The organism is Ruegeria sp. HKCCD6157 (genome assembly GCF_013110685.1).
Lineage (GTDB): Bacteria > Pseudomonadota > Alphaproteobacteria > Rhodobacterales > Rhodobacteraceae > Ruegeria.
On sequence record NZ_WVRB01000001.1, the window covers coordinates 2,045,798 to 2,071,445 of the forward strand.

The 25,648-nt window shown below is 58.9% G+C and carries 26 protein-coding genes; 20 read left to right on the forward strand and 6 right to left on the reverse strand.

Annotated features, from left to right (window positions below; genetic code table 11):
• The first annotated feature begins 40 nt into the window (after positions 1-40).
• The 7 genes from GS612_RS09855 to selD are packed head-to-tail and all read left to right on the forward strand — an operon-like array spanning position 41 to position 8,133.
• Positions 41-2,911 carry a monovalent cation/H+ antiporter subunit A gene (locus GS612_RS09855; RefSeq protein ID WP_171639825.1) on the forward strand — a complete coding sequence of 957 codons (2,871 nt, stop codon included), beginning with the start codon at positions 41-43 and terminating at the stop codon, positions 2,909-2,911.
• Complete coding sequence (locus tag GS612_RS09860) at positions 2,911-3,270, forward strand: Na+/H+ antiporter subunit C (protein WP_117869526.1); 360 nt, start codon at positions 2,911-2,913, stop codon at positions 3,268-3,270. Before GS612_RS09855 ends, GS612_RS09860 begins: the two co-directional genes overlap by 1 nt.
• On the forward strand, positions 3,267-4,811 hold the full coding sequence (locus GS612_RS09865; RefSeq protein WP_171639827.1) for a monovalent cation/H+ antiporter subunit D: 1,545 nt from the start codon (positions 3,267-3,269) through the stop codon (positions 4,809-4,811). The genes GS612_RS09860 and GS612_RS09865 overlap by 4 nt, the downstream gene beginning before the upstream one ends.
• Complete coding sequence (locus GS612_RS09870; RefSeq protein WP_152457440.1) at positions 4,811-5,308, forward strand: Na+/H+ antiporter subunit E; 498 nt, start codon at positions 4,811-4,813, stop codon at positions 5,306-5,308. Before GS612_RS09865 ends, GS612_RS09870 begins: the two co-directional genes overlap by 1 nt.
• Entirely contained in the window at positions 5,305-5,574 is a 270-nt protein-coding gene (locus GS612_RS09875) for a K+/H+ antiporter subunit F (RefSeq protein ID WP_152457439.1), read from the forward strand. Before GS612_RS09870 ends, GS612_RS09875 begins: the two co-directional genes overlap by 4 nt.
• A gap of 7 nt (positions 5,575-5,581) precedes the next feature.
• Positions 5,582-5,968: a Na+/H+ antiporter subunit G gene (locus GS612_RS09880; RefSeq protein ID WP_152457438.1), complete on the forward strand. Its 387-nt coding sequence runs from the start codon at positions 5,582-5,584 to the stop codon at positions 5,966-5,968.
• A 5-nt stretch (positions 5,969-5,973) separates the two neighbouring features.
• The gene (selD, locus tag GS612_RS09885; protein ID WP_171639829.1) at positions 5,974-8,133 is read left to right on the forward strand and encodes a selenide, water dikinase SelD; all 2,160 of its coding nucleotides are present in this window, start codon (positions 5,974-5,976) and stop codon (positions 8,131-8,133) included.
• Here the strand turns inward: selD and mnmH are convergent.
• Positions 8,124-9,176, reverse strand: coding sequence for a tRNA 2-selenouridine(34) synthase MnmH (mnmH, locus tag GS612_RS09890; RefSeq protein WP_171639831.1), 1,053 nt, complete (start codon positions 9,174-9,176; stop codon positions 8,124-8,126). The genes selD and mnmH overlap by 10 nt on opposite strands.
• A gap of 47 nt (positions 9,177-9,223) precedes the next feature.
• Positions 9,224-9,889, reverse strand: coding sequence for an SOS response-associated peptidase (locus GS612_RS09895; protein ID WP_171639833.1), 666 nt, complete (start codon positions 9,887-9,889; stop codon positions 9,224-9,226).
• Positions 9,890-9,983: 94 nt separating this feature from the next.
• Here GS612_RS09895 and GS612_RS09900 point away from each other — a divergent pair, with 94 nt between their 5' ends.
• Positions 9,984-11,597, forward strand: a complete 1,614-nt coding sequence (locus GS612_RS09900; RefSeq protein WP_253286115.1) for a tetratricopeptide repeat-containing sulfotransferase family protein — start codon at positions 9,984-9,986, stop codon at positions 11,595-11,597.
• A gap of 61 nt (positions 11,598-11,658) precedes the next feature.
• On the opposite strand, the gene GS612_RS09905 is transcribed toward GS612_RS09900, so the two are convergent.
• Complete coding sequence (locus GS612_RS09905) at positions 11,659-13,242, reverse strand: bifunctional UDP-sugar hydrolase/5'-nucleotidase (RefSeq protein ID WP_171639837.1); 1,584 nt, start codon at positions 13,240-13,242, stop codon at positions 11,659-11,661.
• A gap of 107 nt (positions 13,243-13,349) precedes the next feature.
• On the opposite strand from GS612_RS09905, the gene GS612_RS09910 reads away from it, so the two are divergent.
• The 4 genes from GS612_RS09910 to arsC are packed head-to-tail and all read left to right on the forward strand — an operon-like array spanning position 13,350 to position 15,509.
• Positions 13,350-13,688, forward strand: coding sequence for a DUF952 domain-containing protein (locus GS612_RS09910; RefSeq protein WP_171328997.1), 339 nt, complete (start codon positions 13,350-13,352; stop codon positions 13,686-13,688).
• Positions 13,685-14,116, forward strand: a complete 432-nt coding sequence (locus tag GS612_RS09915; RefSeq protein WP_171639839.1) for a DUF1330 domain-containing protein — start codon at positions 13,685-13,687, stop codon at positions 14,114-14,116. The genes GS612_RS09910 and GS612_RS09915 overlap by 4 nt, the downstream gene beginning before the upstream one ends.
• Positions 14,113-15,171, forward strand: coding sequence for a quinone-dependent dihydroorotate dehydrogenase (locus tag GS612_RS09920; RefSeq protein ID WP_171639841.1), 1,059 nt, complete (start codon positions 14,113-14,115; stop codon positions 15,169-15,171). The genes GS612_RS09915 and GS612_RS09920 overlap by 4 nt, the downstream gene beginning before the upstream one ends.
• Complete coding sequence (gene arsC / locus GS612_RS09925) at positions 15,168-15,509, forward strand: arsenate reductase (glutaredoxin) (protein ID WP_171170673.1); 342 nt, start codon at positions 15,168-15,170, stop codon at positions 15,507-15,509. Before GS612_RS09920 ends, arsC begins: the two co-directional genes overlap by 4 nt.
• Here arsC and GS612_RS09930 read toward each other — a convergent pair.
• Genes GS612_RS09930 through GS612_RS09940 form a run of 3 tightly spaced genes read right to left on the reverse strand, consistent with a single transcriptional unit; the run spans position 15,506 to position 17,764 of the window.
• Positions 15,506-16,822, reverse strand: coding sequence for an MATE family efflux transporter (locus GS612_RS09930; RefSeq protein WP_171639843.1), 1,317 nt, complete (start codon positions 16,820-16,822; stop codon positions 15,506-15,508). The genes arsC and GS612_RS09930 overlap by 4 nt on opposite strands.
• Positions 16,823-16,824: 2 nt before the next feature.
• A complete protein-coding gene (locus GS612_RS09935) occupies positions 16,825-17,343 on the reverse strand; it encodes a PaaI family thioesterase (RefSeq protein ID WP_152457427.1) in 519 nt (172 codons plus the stop codon).
• 1 nt (position 17,344) lies between these two features.
• A complete protein-coding gene (locus GS612_RS09940) occupies positions 17,345-17,764 on the reverse strand; it encodes a PaaI family thioesterase (protein WP_171639846.1) in 420 nt (139 codons plus the stop codon).
• A gap of 115 nt (positions 17,765-17,879) precedes the next feature.
• Here GS612_RS09940 and GS612_RS09945 point away from each other — a divergent pair, with 115 nt between their 5' ends.
• From GS612_RS09945 to GS612_RS09980, 8 genes are all read left to right on the forward strand, one after another.
• Positions 17,880-18,248, forward strand: coding sequence for a MerR family DNA-binding transcriptional regulator (locus GS612_RS09945; RefSeq protein ID WP_152457425.1), 369 nt, complete (start codon positions 17,880-17,882; stop codon positions 18,246-18,248).
• A 267-nt stretch (positions 18,249-18,515) separates the two neighbouring features.
• The gene (locus GS612_RS09950; protein WP_152457424.1) at positions 18,516-18,917 is read left to right on the forward strand and encodes a MerR family DNA-binding transcriptional regulator; all 402 of its coding nucleotides are present in this window, start codon (positions 18,516-18,518) and stop codon (positions 18,915-18,917) included.
• Positions 18,918-18,959: 42 nt separating this feature from the next.
• Positions 18,960-20,741: an acyl-CoA dehydrogenase C-terminal domain-containing protein gene (locus GS612_RS09955; protein WP_171639848.1), complete on the forward strand. Its 1,782-nt coding sequence runs from the start codon at positions 18,960-18,962 to the stop codon at positions 20,739-20,741.
• A gap of 53 nt (positions 20,742-20,794) precedes the next feature.
• On the forward strand, positions 20,795-21,007 hold the full coding sequence (locus GS612_RS09960; RefSeq protein ID WP_152457422.1) for a hypothetical protein: 213 nt from the start codon (positions 20,795-20,797) through the stop codon (positions 21,005-21,007).
• Between the two features lie 60 nt (positions 21,008-21,067).
• A complete protein-coding gene (locus GS612_RS09965) occupies positions 21,068-21,706 on the forward strand; it encodes a glutathione S-transferase family protein (RefSeq protein WP_171639850.1) in 639 nt (212 codons plus the stop codon).
• 11 nt (positions 21,707-21,717) lie between these two features.
• Entirely contained in the window at positions 21,718-22,929 is a 1,212-nt protein-coding gene (locus GS612_RS09970) for an acetyl-CoA C-acetyltransferase (protein ID WP_152457420.1), read from the forward strand.
• On the forward strand, positions 22,929-23,417 hold the full coding sequence (locus GS612_RS09975; protein WP_171639852.1) for a cupin domain-containing protein: 489 nt from the start codon (positions 22,929-22,931) through the stop codon (positions 23,415-23,417). The genes GS612_RS09970 and GS612_RS09975 overlap by 1 nt, the downstream gene beginning before the upstream one ends.
• Positions 23,410-25,611 (forward strand): 3-hydroxyacyl-CoA dehydrogenase NAD-binding domain-containing protein, encoded by a 2,202-nt coding sequence (locus GS612_RS09980; RefSeq protein WP_171639854.1) that lies wholly within the window; start codon positions 23,410-23,412, stop codon positions 25,609-25,611. The genes GS612_RS09975 and GS612_RS09980 overlap by 8 nt, the downstream gene beginning before the upstream one ends.
• The last annotated feature ends 37 nt before the right edge of the window (positions 25,612-25,648 follow it).

Here is a 25,648-nt window from a genome sequence, read left to right on the forward strand (position 1 = left end):
AATTGGCTTCACACTGACCGCCCAGACCGGAGTATCGCACTTGTCCCTATTCCTTATCGCGGCCCTTCCCTTTCTCGGCGCTGTTTTTCCTGCCCTGCTGATCCGGGCAGGCCGGAACGCAGCCGCCTCCGCCGCCGGGTTGACCACATTCCTGGCCCTGATGGGCCTGTTGATCCATATCCCTGCGGTGATGCGCGGAGACGTCGTGACCGCCCGGTTCGACTGGATACCGGGGCTGGGGCTGAACGCGAACTTCATGCTGGACGGCCTGGGATTTTTGTTCGCGTTGCTGATCCTGGGCATAGGGTTGCTGATCATCCTTTATGCAAGGTTCTATCTGTCGCGCGAAGATCCGATGGGGCAGTTCTTTACCTATCTTTTGCTGTTTCAGGGCGCGATGGTCGGGATCGTCCTGTCCGACAACATCCTGCTTCTGCTTATATTTTGGGAACTTACATCGCTCAGCTCATTCTTGCTGATCGGCTATTGGAAGCACCTTCCCGAAGGTCGTCAGGGTGCGCGCATGGCCTTGGCCGTCACTGGCTCTGGCGGCTTGGCGATGATTGCCGGGATGCTGATCCTCGGCAATATCGTGGGGTCTTACGACCTCAGCGTCATTTTGCAGAACAAAGACCTGATCCAGGCCTCACCCTTCTACATGCCTGCGCTGATCCTGATCCTGCTGGGCTGTTTCACCAAGTCGGCGCAGTTCCCGTTTCATTTCTGGCTGCCGCACGCCATGGCCGCGCCGACACCGGTTTCGGCCTATCTGCACTCTGCCACAATGGTGAAGGCTGGCCTGTTTCTGATGGCGCGGATGTGGCCGGTTCTGGCCGGCACGGATGCGTGGTTCTACATCGTTGCCACGACGGGGCTGGTCACCATGCTGATTGGCGCGTCTATCGCGTTGTTCAAGGACGACCTCAAGGCGCTTCTGGCGTTTTCGACCGTTTCGCATCTGGGCCTCATCACCATGCTGCTGGGCTTTGGCACAAAAATTGCCGCCGTCGCTGCCGTGTTCCACATCATCAACCACGCAACGTTCAAAGCCGCCTTGTTCATGACCGCCGGGATCGTGGATCACGAAACCGGCACGCGCGATATCAAAAGGCTGGGCGGTTTGCGCCACCTGATGCCGATCACCTTCACAATCGGCACGATTGCCGCCCTCTCGATGGCTGGGCTGCCGCCTCTGAACGGTTTCCTGTCTAAAGAGATGATGCTTGAGGAAACCGTGCACACCACATGGCTGCACTCTCATTACCTGGTGCCGGGGCTGGCGCTGTTGGCTGCGTTGTTCTCGGCCGCGTATTCCTTCCGCTTCGTCAGCCACGTCTTTCTTGGACCTCAGCGGGAAGATTATCCGGCACATCCGCATGATCCGCCCGTTGGGTTGTGGATCGCACCCGCGTTCCTGGTCGTACTTGTCATCCTGATCGGCCTCTATTCCGCGGCCATTGTCGGCCCATTGGTCGCAGTGGTGTCCAGCGCGGTGATCGGCGGAGAGAAGCTTCCGTATTACTCACTCAAACTCTGGCATGGCTTCACACCGGCCCTTTACATGTCGGTCGTGGCCACGCTGGGTGGTCTGTTCCTGCTGGCGTTGCACAGACGAGGTGAGCAGATCTGGAACGCTCTGCCCCGCCCCGAAGCCAAGCAGATCTTTGAAGCAATCATAGAAGCGCTGACCAGGTTGAGCCGCTGGATTACCGATGAGATGCACAACGGGGTCCTCAGCCGCTATGCGATCATCTTTGTCGCCTTTACCGTTGGCTTGGGTTATTACGCGTATTCGACCGGAACCATCGGCATTGAAACCCGCGTTCCGCTGCCGGCCCAGATCATTCCGATCATTGGCTGGATCTGCCTTGTGGGTGCGACGCTGGGCATTATGTGGTTCCATCGGAATCGTCTTTTGTCATTGGTATTGATCGGCGTCGTCGGCCTGATCGTTTCGATTGCCTTCAACTATCTCTCGGCCCCCGATCTTGCTTTGACGCAGATCTCGGTCGAAGTGGTGACAATGATCCTTTTGTTGCTGTCGCTGAACTTCCTGCCGACCGAAACGCCCTGGGACAGTTCGGCGGCACGGCGCTGGCGGGACGCGGCGATTTCCGTGGTCGCGGGACTTGGCACCGGTGCGCTGATCTACGCGATGATGATGCGCGATTTCGCGTTCCCGACGATTTCAGAGTTCCATTTGGCCAATTCCTACAAAGGCGGCGGCGGCACCAATGTGGTCAACGTGATCCTTGTCGACTTCCGGGGCTTTGATACCTTTGGCGAGATCATCGTTCTGGGCATCGCCGCGCTGATCATCTTTGCACTGACGGAATCCGTTCTCGGTACAAATGTCCGCAGCTATCTGCTGAACCGCAAACCGCATTGGCCGCAATCCGGGGATTCGCATCCGCTGATGATGGTTGTGGTCACCCGCGTCATGATGCCGATCGCACTGATGGTCGGGGCGTACATCTTCTTTCGCGGGCACAACCAGCCCGGTGGCGGCTTTATCGCCGGCCTGATCGTCGCCATCGCCTATCTGATGCAATACATGGCCAGCGGCTATACTTGGGCCATCGAGCGGCAGAGGTTCTATTACCACGGCACCATCGGCTGGGGCGTTCTGATCGCCGCGGCAACCGGGTTGGGCGCGTGGTTCAATGAACGTCCCTTCCTCACCAGCGATTTCGGCTACATCGACTGGCCTCCGCTGGAGGAGTTCGAATGGGCCACCGCCATGCTGTTTGATACAGGCGTATTCCTGGCGGTTCTGGGTGCGGTCATGCTTGCATTGGACAGCCTGTCCCGCTTTGCGTGGCAGCCGGGAATGGCCCAGGAATTCCCGATGGATATCAACCCACTGCGGGATGATCTTCTGGAAGAAAAACAAGAGAAGGAGCAGTCCTGATGGAAGCGCTCGTAGCCTCCGCCGTTGGCATCATGACTGCCGCCGGGATCTTCCTGATCCTGCGCCGCCGGACGTTTCCGGTCATTCTGGGCCTGTCTCTGATCACATACGCGGTGAACGTCTTCCTGTTCGCGACCGGACGACTGGCGCTGAACGCGCCAGCGGTTCTGAACAAGTACAAGGACGTGCCCTATACCGACCCTCTGCCACAGGCGCTGGTCCTGACGGCTATCGTGATCTCGTTCGGGATGACCGCCGTGATCGTGATGATCTCACTCAGCGCATACCTGTCCGCCAAAGACGACCATATCGACATGACCGCTCAGGACAGTGTTGACGCGCCGGGAGATGACGCATGAACCACTGGATCGTTGCGCCGATCGTCCTGCCCGCGATTCTGGCCCCTTTCATCATCATGGTTCTGCGATACCACCTGGACCTGCAACGTATCTTCTCGGTCGCGGGTGTCGTGGCTTTGCTTGGGATTGCGCTGACGATCACGGCTCAGGCCTCGGGCGGGGACATTCAGGTGTACGAGCTTGGCGACTGGCCCGCCCCCTTTGGCATTGTCATGGTGCTGGACCGCATGTCCGCAATGATGGTTCTGCTGACCGCCCTGCTGGCCCTGCCGATCGTGCTTTATGCCATCGCCTCGGGCTGGGATGACCGGGGCAAGCATTTCCACGCGCTGTTTCATTTCCAGCTCATGGGCGTCTGTGGCGCCTTCCTGACCGGCGACGCCTTCAACCTTTTCGTGTTTTTCGAGGTGCTGCTGATCGCGTCTTACGGCCTTATGACACATGGCGGTGGCGCGGTACGGTTGAAAGCGGGTGTGCAGTATGTGGCGTATAACCTGTTGGGGTCGACCCTGTTTCTGTTTGCCCTTGGCACGATCTATGGCGTGACCGGTACGCTGAACATGGCGGACATCGCCCTGCGCGTTGCGGAGATTCCGGCTGAAGATACCGCATTGCTGCGGGTTGGTGCGGTGCTGTTGCTGCTGGTCTTCTGCATCAAGGCTGCCGTTCTGCCGCTGCACTTCTGGCTGCCCGCCAGCTATGCCAACGCCCCGCTGCCTGTTGCGGCCCTGTTTGCAATCATGACCAAGGTAGGGGCCTATTCGATCCTGCGAATGTACACTCTGGCCTTCGGTCCCGACGTCGAAGTCACGCAGGGTCTGGTTGGCGATTGGTTGCAACCCGCGGCGCTGCTGACGCTTGCCGTCGGTGCCATCGGCATTCTGGGATCGCAGCATATTGCCCGCATGGTTGCCTTTTGCGCCATCGCGTCCATGGGTACTTTGCTGATCGCGATTTCGCAGTTCACGCCCGGCGCGACGGCAGCCGCCCTTTATTACGTGTTCCATTCGACACTTGCGACCGCGTTGCTGTTCCTCATTGCTGACCTGATCATGGAACGGCAGGGAGGGGCCATAGCCCCCAAGCCGCCGATGCCGCAAAGCGGGTTGATTGCTGCCCTGTTCTTTGTCGGCGCCATCGCGATGGCTGGAATGCCGCCGTTGTCCGGCTTTGTTGGCAAGCTTTTGGTTCTGGACGCTTCGCGTGATGCATCCGATGCCACCTCGGTCTGGGCCGTTATCCTGATTGGATCATTCGTCACCATCGTCGGGCTGGCCCGTGCCGGGACGCTGATTTTCTGGAAAAGCTACGACGCTGAGATTGTCACAACCGATGAAGCCGCCGAAGGCGAAAACGCGTCTGCACCCGCCGCCCCCGAACCGCAACCCGGCCTTGCTTTTACGGCTGTGTTCGGGGCCGTGGCAGGTCTGGTCCTGCTGACCCTGTTCGCAGGTCCGGCCTTGGAGTACACGAGCAAAACCGCAGAGCAGTTGTTTACGCCTGAAAACTACATCTCTGCCGTCTTGGGAAGGGAAGAGTGATGAAACTGCTGCGCCGAATTTTCCCGCACCCCCACCTGACGATTTTGCTGACGCTTGTCTGGATTCTGCTGGCGAACAAGCCTTCGCTGAACTCTTTGATTTTTGGCCTGATCCTCGGGATCATCATTCCATTCGTCACACAACCCTACTGGCCGGATCGTCCCAAGCTTCGCAACTGGCCAATGGTTGTGGAATATATGCTGGTGGTGCTTTGGGATATCGTGGTTGCGAACGTGACGGTGGCCCGGATCATCCTGTTCAAACGCAATGATAGCCGCCAGCCCAACTGGATCTGCGTCCCGCTTGAACTGCGCACGCCCGAAGCGATCACGGTTCTTGCGGGCACCATCACGATGACTCCGGGCACCGTCAGTTGTGATTTGTCAGCTCAGGGGCATAATCTGCTGGTGCACTGTCTTGATGCCCCCGACCCCGAGGCCGTGCGGGACCAGATCAAACAGCGCTATGAACGTCGCCTGAAGGAGATTTTCGAATGATCGACTACGCGATTTATTTTGCATTTGCCTGTTTCGGTGCGGCGATCATGATGTGTCTGTGGCGTATCATAACCGCTGACGGGGTCGGCACCCGGGTTCTGGCCTTGGACACTATGGTAATCAACACCATCGCCCTGATGATCCTATATGGGTTGGATCAGGGGACCGAGATTTTTTTCGAGGCCGCCATGATCATTGCCATGCTCGGTTTTGTTTCCACCGTGGCCTATGCGCGCTTCATGTTGCGCGGCAACATTATCGAATGAGGGCGGGATGACATTCATCGTGGAACTGCTGATCGCCTTTTTCCTGATCGTCTCGGGTATCTTCGGCTTTGTCGGGTCTTTTGGCATGATCAAGCTGAAAGACCCGATGTCCCGCCTGCACGCCCCGACCAAGGCAACGACCTTGGGGGTGGGCGGCGTGCTTCTGGCTTCGATCGTGCATTCTGTCCTTCTGGAAGGAAAGCTGTCCCTGCACGAGCTGCTGATCACTCTGTTCCTGTTCCTGACCGCTCCGATCACGGCCCTGTTCATTGCAAAGTGGCACATACACCGGCATGAAAAACCCGAAGACCTGCCGGATGCCGGCGAGGATGAACTTTGGGCCACCCACGCCGTCGAGCAGGTCGAAGACGTTCCGGATCATAGCGCGAATTGAAACCGATGCATATTCCTCCGCTGCCCCTGACCCGCGATCTGGTTCTTGTTGGCGGAGGTCACACCCACGCGCTGCTGCTGCGCAAATGGGGGATGGACCCGTTGCCGGGGGCGCGTGTGACCGTGATAAACCCCGGCCCGACGGCCCCGTATTCCGGGATGCTGCCAGGCTATGTCGCCGGGCATTATGACCGGTCGGAGCTGGACATCGATCTGGTCAGACTGGCCCGCTTCGCAGGCGCGCGCGTCATTCTGGGCGCGGTCGATGGAATCGATACCGATCGTCAGGAAATCCATGTTCCCGGGCGTCCTCCGGTAGGTTTCGATGTGGCGTCGGTCAATGTTGGGATCACTTCGGACATGCCCGCAATGCCCGGCTTTGCGGAACATGCGGTACCAGCCAAACCACTGGGGCCATTCGCGGCAAAGTGGGCTGCTTATCTGGAAGGCAGCGGCCCTGCCTCGGTCGTCGTAATCGGCGGTGGGGTCGCCGGGGTTGAACTGGCCATGGCGATGGCTCATGCGCTCAGGGCCAAGGGTCGGTCAGCGCAGGTTGCGCTGATCGACAATGCCTTTGCCCTGACGGCCACCAGACCCAAAGCAGCAGAGACGATCCGCCGTGCGATGCAGGATCTTGGTGTAGAGGTGATCGAAAACGCCGCGATCAGCCGGATCGCTTCGGATCACGTCGCATTGCAGGACGGGCGCAAGATCCCGGCTGGTTTCGTGACAGGTGCGGCCGGAGCCCGCCCGTATGGCTGGATCGAAAAGACCGGGCTGGACCTTGAGGATGGCTTCATCCGGGTAAACAGCTACCTGCAATCCAGCGATCCCGGGGTTTTTGCCGCCGGTGATTGCGCCCATCTGACGGACAATCCCAGACCCAAAGCCGGTGTTTATGCAGTGCGCGAAGCACCGGTTCTGTTCGACAATCTGCGCGCGGCGCTGGGGGTTGGACGGATGCGCAAGTACGTCCCGCAGAAAGATTACCTGAAGCTGATTTCGCTGGGCTGCAAATCAGCGCTGGGCGAGCGGTTGGGGTTGTCCCACAGCGGAGCGATGATGTGGAAATGGAAGAACCACATCGACCAGACTTTCATGAACAAGTTCCGGGACCTGCCTCAGATGAAGCCACCCGCGCTGCCGCGCGCACACGCCGCCGGGCTTGTCGAGGCGCTGGGCGAAAAACCGATGTGTGGCGGATGCGGCGCCAAGGTCGGGCGCGGAGCATTGCAGGTGGCGCTGAAATCGCAGCCCGATCCCGTTCGCCCGGATATCATCCCCCTGCCCGGCGACGACGCGGCTCTGCTTCAGACGGGCGGGGTTCGGCAGGTCATGACATCAGATCACCTACGGGCTTTTACCAATGATCCCGCACTTATGGCGCGCATCGCCGCTGTACATGCCCTGGGGGATGTGTGGGCCATGGGGGCCGCACCTCAGGCCGCCACGGCAACGATCATCCTTCCGCGCATGTCTGCTGCCCTGCAACGCCGTACCATGTCGGAAATCATGTCGATCGCAGGAGACGTCATGCGGGACGCCGGTGCCGATATCGTGGGCGGGCACAGTTCCATGGGTGACGAGATGACAATCGGTTTCACACTGACCGGCCTGTGCGACGCCGACCCGATTACGCTGGCCGGCGGGCAACCGGGCGACTGTCTGATCCTGACCAAACCCATAGGAAGCGGCGTTCTTATGGCGGCCGAGATGGCAGGCCAGGCCAACGGTGCCTGGGTCGCCGCAGCCTACCGGCATATGGCGCAGCCGCAGGGCAAGGCGGCCCGCATATTGGCAGGGGCCCATGCGATGACCGACGTGACCGGGTTTGGTCTGGCCGGACATCTGCAAGGTATCTGCGACGCTTCCGGATGCGGGGCAATTATGGATTTGGATGCCGTGGAGTTGATGGATGGCGCGCAGGAACTGAGGGACCGGGGTGTTCGATCAACCCTTTTTGCAGACAACCGGGCAATAACACCTGCCCTGCCCGCCGCGGGCAAAGCCGCCCTGATATTCGATCCGCAGACAGCAGGCGGCCTGCTGGCCGCAGTGGCGGCAAAGGGTGCCGAAACCGTCTTGAACGACCTCAGGAACGCAGGATTTCCGGCCATGGCAATCGGCGAACTCACCGATGCACCGGGACTGCGCCTTCAGGACTGATCCAGCAGGGTTTCGATCCGGGTGGCCGCCTTGCTCAGGCCGGCATCGTTCAGAACGGCGATCTCAATATCGGCCAGAACCTCGACGGAACGGGATCGCCGCGACTTTGCGTATGCCGGGTCGTAATGCTGCTCCATCAGGGCCTGGGTCAGCACCTGTTTTTGACCTGCTTCGATCAGCTGCATCCAACCATCCACGACCTCGTGCCCGCGATGAAAGCGCAGCGGCGACAACCGGTCCCGCAAACGGTCACCGTCAGACAGGATGTCGTCATAGGCCTGAACGAGATAGGCAGCGCGCGCCTCGAGCGGAGCCGTGATGTTCACCCGTGGGGCTGCGCACAAAGCGTTCCAAAGGCTGGGCGGCAGTATCAGGCTGCCGATCTTGGACGATTCCGCTTCGATGACGACCGGGCGCGCCGTATGCATCGCACAAAGCGCCCTTGCCAGGGCCGATTCAAAAGCTTTCTGGCTGGGCTGGCCGCCCGGTCTTTCCCCCAGCAGAGATCCTCGGTGATTGGCCAGTGCTTCGAGGTCAAGAACTTGCACCCCGCGTGCCTGCAAACGTGCCAGCAATTCTGTCTTGGCCGTTCCGGTGTAGCCATCCAGCGCCACCAACCGATGCGGCAACGGATCATCGTACAAATACGCATTCACCAGCCTGCGGTAGGTGCGATAGCCGCCCTCGATCACATCCGCTCGCCAGCCGATTTGTTGCAGCATCCAAGTGAACGACCCGGAACGCTGTCCGCCACGCCAGCAATAGATCAGAGGGCGCCATCTGCCTTCGTGGTGGCTCAGATGTTGCTCGATGTGGTTGGCCGCATTGCGGAACACCAGAGCGGCCCCGAGTTTACGCGCCAGAAACGGGCTTTCCTGTACATACATGGTTCCGACACGGGCGCGTTCCTCGTTGTTCAGAACCGGCAGGTTGATCGCGCCTGGCAGATGATCTTCAGCGAACTCTGCCGGGCTGCGCACATCGATGACCGTGTCAAAACCATGCGCATAAAGCTGTGTCAGATCAGAAAAGGTCAGGGCCATGCCGATGGTCTAGCTTGCCGCGTTTGCAAAGGAAAGGCCGCACGCCCTCACTCGTGCAAAGGCTTGACCAGATCAGGTCCGCTTGCGCGGTTCGAGTTCACGACTGGATCAACGCGATGAAACGTCAGCACATCCTCTGCCCCCGGCTGCATCAAACGAGCAGCGCCTTTTCCCGCTTCTCCCAGCCACAATGACCAGTGCTCGGGCTCGAGGATCAGGGGCATCCGATGATGGATGGTGCCAAGGTTTTCGTTGGCCGCCGTCGTCACGATGGCACAGGTGCCCTGACGGTTTTCATCCACCCCCCAATCCTGCCAGATCCCCGCAAAGGCAATGGGGGCGCCGTCCCTACGATGGATGTACCATGGCAAGCGCGTTCCCTCGTCCGTCTTGGTCCATTCGTAGAACCCCGTTGCGACAATCAGACAGCGACGCGACCGGCAGGCATCGCGAAAGGCAGGCTTTTCCGCCAAAGTCTCGGCGCGGGCGTTGATCAGCAAAGGCCCGGCGGTTTCCGTCTTGTACCAATGTGGCAGGAACCCCCAGCGCAGCGCATCCAGACGCCGACCTGAGTCACCACCCCGAACCACATGCACCTGATTTGTCGGGCAAACATTGAAATTCGGTACTGTCGGCAACGCGTTTGCCGGACGCGCGGAGAACAGCTGCGCCATCGCGTCATTGGGAAGAGTTATTGCAAACCGTCCGCACATGGGTAATGAACCACCGATACTACATTGATACTGGCGCAGGATCTTACGGGGTCATATGGAAAACCAAATAACGCAATCCCTCAAGAGCAAAGCAATGGCCCTTTTGGATGCGGGCAAGCTGTCACAGGCGCTGAAAAAGGCCCAGCTGGGTATCAAGAAATTCCCGAAGGACTCGGACTACCAAGCCATCGCCGGTTTCGTTTTGACAGAGATGAAGCAGTACAGGAAATCCATTCCGTATTTTGTTGAAGCCTCGCGGATGAAGCCCGATGATCCGCAATTTGCCGAGAATCTGGCTAACGCCTTGATGCAAACAGGGCAAATTGTGCAGGCATTGACCTACGCAGAGAAAAAGATTGAAAGATTTCCAAACAATCGGGAACTCACCAGAGTCATTGACGAAATACAGCGCCAAGGGGAAAACTGGCGATCCATCATCCAGTTCACTACACACAAACTGGCGTCAGATCCGGACAACGCGGAATTGCTTTCAAAGCGTGCCCGCGCCTACCAAAGCATCGGTTTTGTCGAGGAAAGCACGCGGGATATCCAACGCGCGTACGAGCTGGCAGCAAAGAATACAACGATTGCATTGCAAATGGCCATCAATCTGCATCAGGCCGGTGACAGAGCCCAAGCGATCAAAGTTCTGCAAAACATCCTGGAAACCGATCCCCACAACCCGAATGCCCTGTTGCAATCCGCAATATTGACCGCACCGGAAAACGTGCCGCAGATGATCCCTGCGTTGAACGAGGCCATCGCTCAGACAGATCAACCTTTGCAAGAGCTCGAGTTTGCCAAGGCACATCTGATCGAAAAAAGCGAAGGCTTGGCCAAGGCGTTGCCGCAATTTGCAAAGGCAAACGCAATCCAACAGAGCATCCTGCCCTACGACCCCGAAGCTGAAGAGAATAAAATATCCGATATTCTGGACCTGTTCCCTGAAGGATCGCCTCGGGTCAATGCAGAGCAAAACAGTATGCCGGTACCAATTTTTGTTATCGGTCAGCCGCGATCCGGAACCACTTTGATGGAGATGATGCTGAGCTCTGCGCCCGTTATCGCCGGTTGCGGTGAACTGATGCTGATAACCGACCTTTCCGCCAAGTTTTATACGTCCGGCACGTCGCTCGATTCAGAAGCCGCGAAGGCGATTGCCCAAAGCTACCTGGACCAGATGCCTGGGATTCCGACGGATTCAATCGCCTTTGTCGACAAGATGCCGCACAACTACCAAAATGTCGGCTTCATTCTTGCAGCCTTCCCGAATGCCCGGATCATCAACATGCTGCGGGATCCACGCGATGTCGGTTTGTCAAAATGGATCCAGCGGTTCCTAGCAGACGGCATGAACGACACATCCAACCTTGAAGCGATCGCGCATACCGCAAATCTGTATCGCCGTTACATGTCTCATTGGGATAAGCTGTTCGGAAACCGCATTCTGACAATGCCCTATGAAGATCTGGTGGCTGACCCCCTGACCCACAGCCAGCGCGTTGCCGAGTTTTGCGGTATTGAGTGGTGCCAATCCATGGTACACCCCGAAAAGAACACCAGACAGGTGCGTACGGCCAGCGTGGATCAGGTGCGCAACAAGATCTCGACCAAGTCAATCGGGCGCTGGCGCGAGGTCGCGGATCAGATCAAACCGATGCTGGATGGCTTTGACCCGGAACTTTGGCCGGAATACGATTTCAGTTGATCCGCAGAAGCAGAAAAGCCGCATCATGATGACGCGGCTTTTTTCCTTTTCAAAAACAGAGTCACTTCTGCTTGATGCGTCCGTCGACATAAGGCTGGTACGGCGCGTTTTCGGCCAGATATTCCGCGGTTACATCCGCAAGATCCGGACCGAAGTCATAGGCGTTCTTGTCATCGCCCTCGAACATCGAATACCCATCGCCACCGTTGCGGACGTAGTTGTTGGTTACGACCAGGTAGGTTTTGTTCGGATCAATCGGAACGAACCCATCACCCTCGGCGACCATCACATCAATGATACGCCCTTCGTTCGGCGCTACGCTGGGATCCCAGGTAAAGCGCAGGCCCGCCACTTGCGGGAACCGGCCCTTGACCTCTTCCACCTGGCTTACGCCGTTTTCCAGAGCGTCAATGACGGTCTGCCCGGTGATCTCAAAAGTGGACAGCGTGTTCTGAAACGGCAGCACGGTCAGCACTTCGCCCATGGTCACTTCGCCTTCGTCAATCGACGCGCGCAGACCGCCAGAATTCGCAATCGCAATCTGAGCGCCCTGATCGGCAACCCGCGCCAGCATGGCGTCGGCGACAAGGTTACCCATTTCGCATTCTTGTACGCGGCAAACCGCCCGATCGCCTTCAATTGCAGCGGCCGAGTTGGCAACGACGCGTTGCTTCATTTCTTCGATCGGTGCGCCCATCTCGGCCACGCGTGCAGCGATATCCGCATCGGGCGTGACAGACGCATCAAGCAGGATAGGCTCACCTTCCGCTGAAATCAGGTTGCCGTCATCATCAAAGGTAAGTGTGATCTCGCCCAGATATTTGGAATAGGCATAGGCCTGCACGATCGGGACATCACCGACCATCATCGGATATGACCCAGCCGCACCTTCCTGCGTGTTCGAGAGCAGCGTGTGCGAATGGCCGCCGACAACAAGGTCAAGCCCCGGCACCTGCTCTGCGATCTCCAGATCCTTGGCCAATCCAACATGGTTCAATGCAATGATGATATTGACACCTTCATCTTGCAACGCAGCTACATCAGCTTGCAGGCTTTCTATCTCATCCTTGAAAATTATGTCCTTGCCGGGGCTTGACGTTTCAACCGTGTCCGTTGCCAGTGCTGAAATTATGCCGACCTTCTGACCGCCAACGTCAAGCACAACATGGTTGCCGACCTTGTCCTTCAACTCGGCCGACGACGACAGGTCCAGATTGCCCGAGATCACTGGGAAACTGACCGCGTCGATGAACGACGCCAGACCTTCCGGGCCATCGTCGAATTCGTGGTTGCCAACAGCCATGACATCGTAACCGATGGCTTCCATGAACTCGGCCTCTGCCGCGCCCTTATATGTTGTGTAGTAAAGCGATCCCTGGAACGGATCCCCCGCATCCAGCAGCAGCACATTCTGATCCGCCAGCGCATCGCGTCGGGCGTCTACCATGGTCTTGAGGCGTGCAACGCCGCCAAAACACTTACCTTCGGCTTCGCCTTCTGCGTCACAGGTCGAGTCGTATTTGTTGATCGACTCGATACGACTGTGAATGTCGTTAGTATGCAGAATGGTCAGCTTGTATTCTGCCGCCGCCACGCCAGCGGTCAGGCCAAGAATTGCAGCCGAAGCCAGGAAACGCGTCAACATATTGAATCTCCCTGTTTTAATTTGCAGGGATCGTGCGCCGATGACGCCAAAGAGTCAAAGAAGAAATCCGGCTTGATTCCAACGCGTACGCGGGGCATCAGGTCCGTATGCTGATTTACAAGATTTTCCGAGCCGAAGAGTGGGCCACCTTGCAGGACCAAGGTGCCTCGAACGGTGCTCCGATCGACATCGCTGACGGGTTTGTCCACTTTTCCACCGCTGAACAAGCAGCTGAAACCGCAGCCAAACATTTTGCCGGTGTCGATGGTCTGGTTTTGCTGGCCTGTGACGCAGATGCGATGGGCGACGACCTGAAATGGGAGGTCTCGCGCGGCGGTGCCCTGTTCCCGCATCTCTATCGCCAGATCCGGATGAGCGATGTTGTCTGGTCACGCCCTCTGCCGTTTGACGGCACCGCGCACCAGTTCCCAAAGGACATGTCATGACATCCTATATCGACCCGGACCGCGACCAGTTCGAGGCCTTCAAGGCATTGGATCGGGACCAGCCGATCGAAATGCTCAACCTGGTGAAGTTTCGGGCCAAGGCGCAGTACCCACCCGCGCATGAACTGGCGAATGCAGACCTGACCGGAGCGCAAGCCTACAAGAACTACGGAGCTGAAACCGCTGCGATCATTGAACGTATCGGGGCGCGCATCCTTTGGCGTGGGGTGTTTGAATCAACCCTGATTGGCCCGGCGGACGAGGCGTGGGATGCCGTCTTCATCGCCCGCTATCCGACGGCACACGCATTTCTGGAAATGGTCACCGACCCAGCCTATCGGGCGGCGGTGATCCACCGTCAGGCGGCGGTGGAAACGTCGCGCCTGATCCGATGCGGTTCAGGTGAAGCCGGGGCGGCGTTCGGATGAAACTGACAGAGAAACTGGGCCTTGCCGCCCTGCACCGCATGGACCCCGAGACAGCCCACGGGATGTCGATTAGGGCGTTGAAGTCAGGGCTGGCACCCGCACCCGGGCCGGTAACGACGCCGCGCCTGAAAACGGTCGTTGCCGGGTTGACCCTGCCGAACCCGGTTGGGCTGGCTGCCGGGTTCGACAAGAATGGTGAGGTTTTGGCCCCGCTGTCCCGCGCCGGGTTCGGTTTTGTCGAGGTCGGGGCGGTCACGCCGCGCCCGCAACCGGGAAACCCCAAACCCCGTCTTTTTCGCCTGACCGAGGACAAGGCAGCCATCAACCGCTTTGGCTTCAACAATGAAGGCATGGAGGTGATGGCAAAACGGCTGGCAGACCGCCCCAAAGACGCGGTCATCGGCCTGAATCTGGGGGCCAACAAGGACAGCGAAGACCGTGCCGGCGATTTTGTCAAAGTGCTGGCCCATTGTGCCGAACACCTGGATTTTGCAACCGTCAACGTATCATCCCCGAATACGGAGAAGCTGCGGGATTTGCAGGGCAAAGCCGCTCTCACCGCGTTGTTGAGCGGTGTGATCGAGACACGTGACGCGCTGCCGCGCCCGTTGCCGATCTTCCTGAAAATCGCTCCGGATCTCACCGAGGCGGAATTGCAGGACATCGCCGAAGTCGCACGCGAAACCGGGGTGGACGCTGTGATCGCCACCAATACCACCTTGTCCCGCGACGGGTTGCGCAGCGCGCAGAAAGACGAAAGTGGTGGTTTGTCGGGCGCCCCGCTGTTTGAAAAGTCGACCAGCGTACTGGCTCGGCTGAGCAAACTGACGGACGGGGATATCCCCCTGATAGGCGTGGGCGGCATCAGCAATGCCGAGCAAGCCTATGCCAAGATCTGTGCCGGGGCATCGGCCGTGCAGTTCTATACCGCAATGGTGTATGGCGGCATTTCCCTGGCTGCCGACATCGCCAAAGGGCTGGATGACTTGCTGGCGCGTGACGGTTTTGACACCGTATCGCAAGCCGTCGGCAGCAAACGAGAGGATTGGCTGTGATCGAATACTGGCACAACCCCCGCTGTTCCAAATCCCGCGCCGGTCTGGCGCTTTTGGAAGAAAACGGTGCGCAGGTCTGCGTTCGAAAGTACCTGGAAGACGCACCGTCAATCGACGAGTTGCGCGCTGCGCAATCCGCCCTTGGGCTGTCGCCGATCGAAATGATGCGCACAGGAGAAAAACGGTTCAAGGAACTGGGGCTGGTCAAAACCTCGCCCGACGAAGACCTGATCCGTGCCATGGCCGAAAACCCGATCCTGATCGAGCGCCCTCTTGCAATTGCCGGAGACAAAGCCGCCATCGGACGTCCGCCGGAAAACCTGTTGACGTTGCTCTAGGCCACCTGGGCTTCAAGCTTGGGATAGCGCCAGCCCATTGTCACACCACGTGCGATATTAAGAACCATTAGCGCGGCCCACAGGCCGTGATTGCCGAAGACAGGCACCAGCATGAACAAAGCGACCACATAGATCGCCACAGACTGAATCATCGCGTTTCGCATGGCGCGGGTCCAGGTGGCACCGATGTAGATACCGTCGAACATCCAGCTTGCCACCCCGATCACCGGGGCGATCGCGGCCCAGAACAGGTATTCGCGCCCGGCTTCACGCACTTGCGGTGAAGTTGACATCAGGTCGATCAGCGCCGGACCGGCAACGAAGAAAACCGCAGCCAGCAACAGCGCCCCCCCCACACCCCATTGCGAGGCCATGACAGAGGCGCGACGCACCTGATACCTGTCTCTGGCACCGACTGCGCCTCCGACCAGCGCTTCGGCGGAAAAGGCGAACCCATCAAGCGCAAAGGCGGTGATTTCAAGAAATTGAAGCAAGACTTGATTGGCCGCCAGATTCACGTCACCCAGATCCGAGCCAACAAAAAGGAATGTCGTGAACGATCCGGTCAACAGAACCGATCGCAGCATGATATCACCGTTGACCTGCAACATGCGCCGCAGCCGGACGGCATCGAAAACCCGAGCCCAATCGCGCCAGATTCCATCAGCGAACCCATCCCGGCAAAGCCACACCCCCAAGGCCAAACCGGTCCATTCTGCGATCAGGGTGGCAATGGCAACCCCTTCGACCCCCCAGCCAAGGCCCAGAACGAACCACAGGTCGAGACCGATATTCAACCCATTCATCCAGACCTGAAGGATGAACACGCCGCGCGTACGCTCGACGGCGATCAGCCAGCCGGTAACGGCATATAACGCGATGGTTGCAGGCGCCCCCCAGATGCGGATTTCCAGATAGGATCGGGTCAGGGCTTCGACTTCGGGGCTTGCCGGGGAAAGCGCGAATGCACCCGCAAACACGGCCACCTGCGCAAGGATAAAGAACAGTCCTGCCGCGCCTCCCAGGATCAGGCCGCGCATCAGCAGCGCCCGGGTTTCAACGGTGTCGCCTGCCCCGCGTGCCTGCGCCGCCATCCCGGTTGTGCCCATCCGCAGGAAACCGAAGATCCAATAGATTGTGGACAGGATCACAGCCCCGATGCCGACCGCCCCGATCGGGGCCGCCTCGCCCATCTGACCGACAACGCCCGTATCCACCGCACCCAGTATCGGCACGGTGGCATTCGACAGGACTATGGGCACCGCGATCTTCAGCACCCGCCTGTGCGTGATGGGCGCCGAGGCGTCCTGCACGGTCAGCTCTTGTCTCTGGGAGGTTGCGGCATCAGAAAATGTCCGGAAGCCTGCGCAAACAGTTTCGCATGGTTATCCTGCCAGGCTTCGACCCGGACCGAGGCGTACCGCCGCCCGGATCTGCTGATGAAGGCCCGTGCATATGCGTCCCGTGGAAGGCCCGAGCGCAGATAGTCGACGGTAAAGTCGATGGTCTTGGGAAAGCGAATATTCGGGTCGGTCACAATGGCCTCTCCGTCGATCTCGCCACTTTCGATACGCGGGAACATATGTTCCCAACTAAGGGTGATGACAGCGGTCACTTCGAGGAATGCCGCGGTTACACCGCCGTGAATCGCAGGCAGGAACGGGTTGCCGATCAACTTGTCATCGAAGTTCAGAACGCCGGTCAGTTCATCCCCGCGCCGGTCGAAGCTGATATTGAGAAATCGGATGTAAGGGACACCGTCAACCAGCGCACGCAACGCTGCGTCGCGTCGCTGCTTGACCACCTGCATTGGTTCGGGACGAGGTCTTGCCATGTTATTTCCCCTCAACCGTAAAGGACCCCGAGGCCGTGGCCACCGGCAGGTCTTTGTCATGGTCCATAGCCGTGGCTCGTACAAACGCCACGTTCCGCGTGATGTGATAGCAGACGGCATGCGCTGTCACCGTCTGACCCGGTGTCGCTGCGCGCATGTAGTCAATGCGCAGATCGATCGTGGCTGTCCCGCCGGGGGCCGAGGGGTGGCTCATCACAGCAGCACCGCAGCATGTGTCCAGAATTGTGGAAATCGCCCCACCGTGAATCACCCCTGTGCGCGGATCCCCGATCAGATCCTCATTGTAGGGCAACGTGATCTCTGCCTCGCCCTCACCGATCTGCGTGAGCATGAGGTTCAATGCCCGCGCATGGGGGATCGCCTCGATAAACTGGCGGGCTAAAACTGTCTTGTCGACCATTGGTTTGCGTCCTGTTCTCTGCCCGTCCTTTATGAGCCGCTGTTTCCGCAAAGGGCAAGCCCACCTGTTGCGCTTGGGATCGGGACCGCCTAGGTTGCTGACAAGGAGATCGGGAATGTCCAACAACCGTTTGTCATTCAAAGAGATGTGCGCCGAGTTCGACGTAACCCCGCGCACTCTGCGCTATTACGAATACATCGAACTTTTGCAACCGGACCGTGAAGGTCGGTCCCGGTTTTACGGCCCGCGCGAATGCGCGCGGATGAAGCTGATCATGCGCGGCCGCAAGTTCGGATTTCCTCTGGAAGAGATCCGCCAATGGCTTTTGATCTACGAAGATCAGGGCAATGAGGCGCAAATGGCCACCTTCGTCGAGATGGCGGATCGCCAGATGAACGAGCTTCAGCAGCAGCGCCAGCAACTGGACGAAGCCATGGACGAACTCAAGCGTCTGCGCGACCAGACGGCCAAGTCCTTGGGATAGCCGCCCCCCATCCGAAAAATCGAATTGATCACCCTGAAGCTGCGCAAGCAGATGCGCGGTGTTTCCGCAATTGCGACAGCTTTGGCGGGAAATTCCGCATGACGCTACGGAAAGAAAATTGCGTCAGACCGTGCTTACGTGACCGGATGTTACGTCAACTTTGAAATGACGCAGCGTCTGGATTACGTAAACGTCACTCTCGTGTTGTAAAGCGCGTACCAACTGCGCAACTCATATCTCATGACGCCAGTGACGAGAGTATGACGAATGACCGAAGATGTGATGACCATCCGTGAGATGTGCGAGACCTATGATGTCACGCCACGCACCTTGCGGTTCTATGAGGCCAAGGAACTTCTGTTCCCGATCCGTGAAGGCCAGAAACGTCTGTTCACCAAGCGTGATCGGGCGCGGCTCAAACTGATCCTGCGCGGCAAACGATTTGGGTTCAGCCTGGAAGAAATTCGACAACTGCTGGATTTGTACCATGTAGGCGACCAGCAGGTCACACAGATGACCCGCACCTATGAAATCGCGTGCGAGCGTCTGGAGGACATGGAAGCGCGCCGTGAAGAGCTGACGCAGGCCATCGACGATCTGAAAGAGCAGTTGCGCTGGGGCGAGAAAGTCATCGCCTCGATGAAACAGGAAAAGAAGGCAGCCGAGTAACCTCGACCTGTCATCCGGACATATGAATTAAGGGAGCTTCACATGCCCGTTTACAACGCGCCAACCAAAGACATGCAGTTCATCCTGCACGACGTGCTGAATGTCTCGCAGTCGGACATACCCGGCTATAACGAACTGGAAGCCGAGTTTACCGGCGCGGTTCTGGAAGAAGCTGGCAAGGTTGCCACAAATGTTCTGCATCCGCTGAACGTTGTCGGCGACACCGAAGGATGCCGGTTGGAAAACGGTATTGTGTACACCCCGACCGGGTTCAAGGAAGCCTTCGAGCAGATGAAGGAAGGCGGCTGGACTGGCCTCGACATGCCGGAAGAGTATGGCGGCCAAAACATGCCCTATGTGTTGGGCACTGCTGTGGGTGAGATGTTCTCGGGCTCAAACCAGGCTTTCACAATGTACCAGGGCCTGACGCACGGCGCGGCCTCGGCGATTCTGGCGCACGGAACGGACGAGCAGAAGAACAAGTACCTGCCCAAAATGGTCAGCTGTGAATGGACCGGTACCATGAACCTGACTGAACCGCATTGCGGCACTGATCTGGGCCTGATGCGCACCAAAGCGGAACCGCAGGGCGACGGCAGCTACAAAATCTCGGGTCAGAAGATCTTTATCTCGGCTGGCGATCACGACATGGCCGACAACATTATCCATCTGGTGTTGGCGAAAATTCCGGGCGGCCCCGAGGGTATCAAAGGCGTGTCGCTGTTCATCGTGCCCAAGTTCATCGTGAACGAGGACGGCTCTTTGGGCGAACGCAACGGCGTCTCGGTCGGCAAGATCGAAGAAAAGATGGGCATCCACGGTAACTCGACCTGCGTCATGAACTATGACGAGGCCACCGGCTGGCTGCTGGGCGAAGAGCACAAAGGTATGCGTGCGATGTTCACCATGATGAACGAAGCGCGTCTGGGTGTGGGCATGCAAGGCCTGTCGCAGGCCGAAGCGGCGTATCAGAACGCTCTGGAATACGCCAAAGACCGCCTGCAGGGCCGCGATGTAACCGGTGTAAAGAACCCCGATGGCCCGGCTGATCCGCTGATCGTTCACCCTGACATCCGTCGCAATCTGATGGATCAGAAAAGCTTCACCGAAGGCGCACGCGCGTTCATCCTTTGGGGCGCGACCATGATCGATAAAGCCCACCGATCGGGTGACAAAGACGCGGACGGGCTGATCTCGCTTCTGACCCCGGTCATCAAGGGCTTCCTGACGGATGAAGGTTACGACATGACCGTTCAGGCGCAGCAAGTCTATGGCGGGCACGGCTACATCGAGGAATGGGGCATGTCGCAATATACCCGCGATGCCCGGATCGCCATGATCTATGAAGGCGCCAACGGCGTTCAGGCGCTGGACCTTGTTGGCCGCAAACTGGCGCAGGACGGCGGCAAGCACGTCATGGCCTTCTTCGACATGGTCAAAACCTTCTGCAAGGAAAACTCAGGCCAGAACGAGGCGTATGACGCAGCCTTCATCGAACCGCTGAAGGCTGCGTCCAAGGATTTGCAGGCGGCTGGTATGTATTTCATGCAGGAAGGCATGAAAAATCCGAACAACGCGCTGTCCGGTTCCTACGATTTCATGCACATGTTCGGTCATGTCTGCCTGGGCCTGATGTGGGCGCGTATGGCCAAGGCCGCACAAGAAGCGCTGGACAGTGGCACGTCGGACAAAGAGTTCTACGAGACCAAGATCAACACCGGCCGCTTCTACATGGCCCGCCGTCTGCCGGCCACGGCGTTGCATCTGTCGCGCATTCAAACCGGCGCGGATACCGTCATGGCGCTGGAAGCTGCAAACTTCTGATCTTTCTCCGGTTCCGGGGTCCCGCCCCGGAGCCGGTTTTCGGAGGAGATACAATGCCAAAACGATTTCGCCTGACCCGCCGATTCCCGGTCGCCATGACCGAGGACGGCTATCGAAAGCTCAGGGCTTTTGCCCGTGAGGCAGGATTAGATGAAGGCGAAGCGCTGTCTTTTCTGTTCGAAAATTTCAACAGCGTCATTGATGAAGACAACCTTACCCATCGATTGCGTCTTTTCAATTCCGAGTTGGAGGCGCGCAAGCGCTAGGCACCAAAACCGCCAAGCTAGGGTAAAAGACGCACAAAACGCCACGGGAGGGGCGATTGCATGACCATTAAACTGCACTGCTTCGGAGAAAGCGGCAATTCCTACAAGGCCGCTCTGGCGTTGGAAATGTCTGGCCTCGATTGGGAACCGGTCTTTGTCGATTTCTTCAACGGCGTCACCCGAAGCCCCGAGTTCCGTTCGGAAATCAACGTGATGGGCGAAGCGCCCTTCATGGTCGATGGTGATTTTCAAACCTCCCAATCCGGTGCCATTCAGGCCTACGTGACTGAAAAATCCGGCAAGTTCGGCGGCAAAACGCGGGAAGAGAACTATGACATCCTGCGCTGGGTGCTGTGGGACAATCACAAGCTCAGCTCGATGGCGGGCCTGACCCGGTTCCTGATCAACTTTCTGCCCGAACAGCACCGCAACCCGGATGTGATCGCCTTCAACCAGGGCCGCCTGAAGGCCGCCTACCAGGTGCTGAACGCGCATTTGGAAGGCCGCGACTGGATCGTCGGCGACGGCGTGACCAACGCCGATCTCAGCTGCTGCGGCTATCTGTATTACCCTGAACCATTCGGCTTTGACCGCGCCGACTGGCCCCATATCGACGCTTGGCTGACTCGCGTGTCCGAACAGCCCGGCTGGAAACACCCATATGACCTGATGCCCGGCAACCCGTCGGATCGAGCTTGAGGAGAAGACCCATGACCGAAGCTTATATTTATGACGCCCTGCGCACCCCGCGCGGCAAGGGCCGCAAGGATGGCAGCCTGCACGAGGTGACCTCGGTGCGTCTGTCCGCCCTGACCCTGAACGCGATGAAGGAACGCAACAACCTGGAAGGCCACGCCGTCGAGGACGTGATCTGGGGCAACGTCACGCAGGTGATGGAGCAAGGCGGCTGTCTGGCACGTTCGGCGGTTCTGGCCTCGGATCTGGACCAGTCGATCCCCGGCCTGGCGATCAACCGCTTCTGCGCGAGCGGGATGGAAGCCGTGAACCTGGCCGCAAACCAGGTCAAGGGCGGCGCGGGCGACGCTTACATCGCAGGTGGCGTTGAGATGATGGGCCGTGTTCCCATGGGCAGCGACGGGGCGGCGATTGCCGTTGACCCCTCTCTGGCGATGGAGACCTACTTTGTGCCGCAGGGCATCTCGGCCGACATCATTGCCACGGAATACGGGTTCAGCCGCGATGACGCGGACGCTCTGGCTGTTGAGTCGCAAAAGCGCGCGGCGGAAGCCTGGGCCGAAAACCGGTTCGAAAAGTCGATCATCACGGTCAAAGACCAGAACGGCCTGCCCATTCTGGACCGCGACGAGTACATGCGCCCGGGCACCGACATGCAAAGCCTTGGCGCGCTGAACCCGTCCTTCCAGATGATGGGCGAGCAGATGCCCGGCTTCGACAAGGTGGCGATGCTGAAATACCCACATCTTGAGCGGATCAATCACATCCACCATGCGGGCAACAGCTCGGGCATCGTGGATGGGGCTGCGGCCGTGCTGATCGGCAACAAGGAATTCGGCGAGAAATACGGCCTGAAACCGCGCGCCCGCATCAAGGCCACCGCCAAGATCGGTACCGACCCGACCATCATGCTGACCGGCCCGGTTCCTGTGACCGAGAAGATCCTGGCCGACAACGGCATGAAGATCAGCGATCTGGACCTGTTCGAGGTCAACGAAGCCTTTGCCTCGGTCGTGCTGCGGTTCCAGCAAGCGTTTGACGTCGATCCGGCGCTGGTCAACGTCAACGGCGGTTCGATCGCGATGGGTCACCCGCTGGGCGCAACCGGTGCGATCATCATCGGCACCTTGCTGGATGAACTGGAGCGTCAGGACAAGGAAACCGGTCTGGCCACGCTTTGCATTGCGTCCGGCATGGGTGCGGCAACGATTATCGAGCGGGTCTGATGCCCAAGCTGGATCTCTCTCAGATCCCGTTCAAGGGGGGCTCGTCCTATCCGGGCAAGCTGGCCGAGGCGACCACTGGTCGTTTCGTGCAGCGCGTCGGGGGTGCGGGTGGGCTGACCCAGTACGGGGTCAACATCGTGCGGCTGGAGCCGCAGGGCCTCTCGTCGCTGCGCCACTACCATATGGAGCAGGACGAGTTTGCCATCATGCTCAGCGGCGCATGCGTGCTGATCGATGACGATGGTGAGCATGAGATGCTGCCCGGCGACTGCGCCGCTTGGCCCGCTGGTGAGGCCAATGGCCACCACCTTGTGAACAAGACCGATGCGCCCGCGACCTTTCTGGTGGTGGGCACACGGACCCCGACCGAGACCGGCTATTACAGCGACATAGACATGATGGTGAAGGATGATGAAAACGGATTCTCTTTCACCCGGAAAGACGGCAGCCCGCTGACGGCTGACCAGATTGGAGATGACAATGACTGATTTCACTCTGACCAAAGACGCGGACGGCGTCGCCTTTGTGACCTGGGACGCCCAGGGAAAATCCATGAACGTGCTGACCCGCGAGGCTTTTCAAGAAGTCAGCCAACTGGTTGATCAGGCCCTGAGCGACGACGAGATCAAAGGTATTGTCATTACCTCGGGCAAGGAAGGCTCGTTTGCCGGCGGAATGGACCTGAACACATTGGCCACCATCCGTCAGGAAGCCGGGGACGAACCTGCGCAGGCGTTGTTTGATTTCGTCATGGGCGGACATCACATCCTGCGCAAGCTGGAATTGGCGGGCATGGACCCCAAGACCAAGAAAGGTGGCAAGCCCATCGCCTGTGCGATCAACGGAACCTGCGCCGGGATCGGGACCGAGATCGCACTGGCCTGCCATCACCGCGTCATGACAAGCAATCCAAAGTCCAAGATCGGGCTGCCCGAAATCCTGCTGGGCATCTTCCCCGGCGGCGGCGGCACCATCCGTTACAGCCGCATGGTGGGCGCCATGGCGGCGGCCCCGGTGCTGCTTGAAGGCAAGATGATGGACCCGGCCAAGGCCAAGGGCGCGCAGTTGATCGACGCAGTTGCCGACGATCCGGTCGCTGCGGCCAAGGAATGGGTTCTGAATGCCAAGGACGCCGACCTGGTGAAACCGTGGGACGCGAAGGGCTACAAGATGCCCGGTGGTGCGCCCTACCACCCTGCCGGTTTCATGACCTTCGTGGGCGCGAGCGCCATGGTTCATGGGAAAACGCAAGGCGCCTTCCCCGCGGCCAAAGCCCTTCTGAGCGCGATCTATGAAGGCGCGCTGGTCGACTTTGACACCGCTTTGAAAATTGAAGCCCGCTGGTTCACCAACGTTCTTATGAACCCGTCCTCGTCGGCGATGATCCGGTCACTTTTCCTCAACAAGGAAGCGCTTGAAAAAGGCGCGGTCCGTCCGAAAGGTGTGCCCGATCAGCGTGTCAAGAAGATCGGCGTTCTGGGCGCTGGCATGATGGGGGCCGGTATCGCGCTGGTTTCGGCCCAATCTGGCATGGAAGTCGTTCTGGTCGACCGCGATCAGGAGGCGGCCGACAAAGGCAAAGCTTATACCGAAACCTATCTGGACAAGGGTATCAAGCGCGGCAAGGTCACGGCCGAAAAGAAAGAGGCCATGCTGGCCCGCATCACGGCGACACCGGATCTGGACCATCTGAAAGGGTGTGACTTGATCATCGAAGCCGTGTTTGAAGACATGGGCGTAAAGGCCGAGATGACAAAAAAGGTCGAAGCAATCATCCCCGAGGACTGCATCTTTGCCTCGAACACCTCGACCCTGCCGATCACCGATCTGGCCAAGGCAAGCGTGCGTCCCGACCAATTCATCGGCATCCACTTCTTCTCACCGGTCGAGAAGATGTTGCTGGTCGAGATCATCAAGGGCAAGGAAACCGGTGATCGCGCCGTTGCCAAGGCGCTCGACTACGTGCGCCAGATCCGCAAGACGCCGATCGTGGTCAACGATGCGCGCTTCTTCTACGCCAATCGCTGCATCATTCCGTACATCAACGAAGGCGCACGGATGATCACCGAAGGCGTGAGCCCCGTGCTGATCGACAACGCCGCACGTCAGTTGGGCTTTCCGGTTGGTCCGATCCAGCTGACCGATGAAACCTCGATTGATCTGGGCGCCAAGATCGCCCGTGCGACCAAGGCCGCCATGGGCAATGCCTACCCGGAAAGCCCCTCGGACGATCTGATCTTCTGGATGGAAGAACAGGGCCGTCTGGGCCGCAAGGCAAACGCCGGCTTCTTCGACTATGACGAAAAAGGCAAGCGCGTCGAATACTGGAAGGGTCTTCAGGATAAGTATCCGCTTGCCAAAGACCAGCCCGACCTGATCGAGGTACAGGAGCGCCTGATGTTCGCTCAGGTTCTGGAAGCGGTTCGGGCGCTGGAAGAAGGTGTGCTGGAAGACATTCGTGAAGGCGACGTGGGCGCCATTCTGGGCTGGGGCTTTGCGCCGTGGTCCGGTGGTCCGCTCAGCTGGCTCGACATCATCGGCACGCCCTACGCAGCCGAAAGATGTGATCAGCTGGCCGAGAAATATGGCGAACGCTTTGCCTGCCCGCCGCTGCTGCGTGAGATGGCAGAAAAGGGTCAAACCTTCTACGGGCGTTTCAACCCAGAAGCAAAAGCTGCCTGAATCAGTGACGCAGGCGCGTGAAATCACGCGCCTGCAT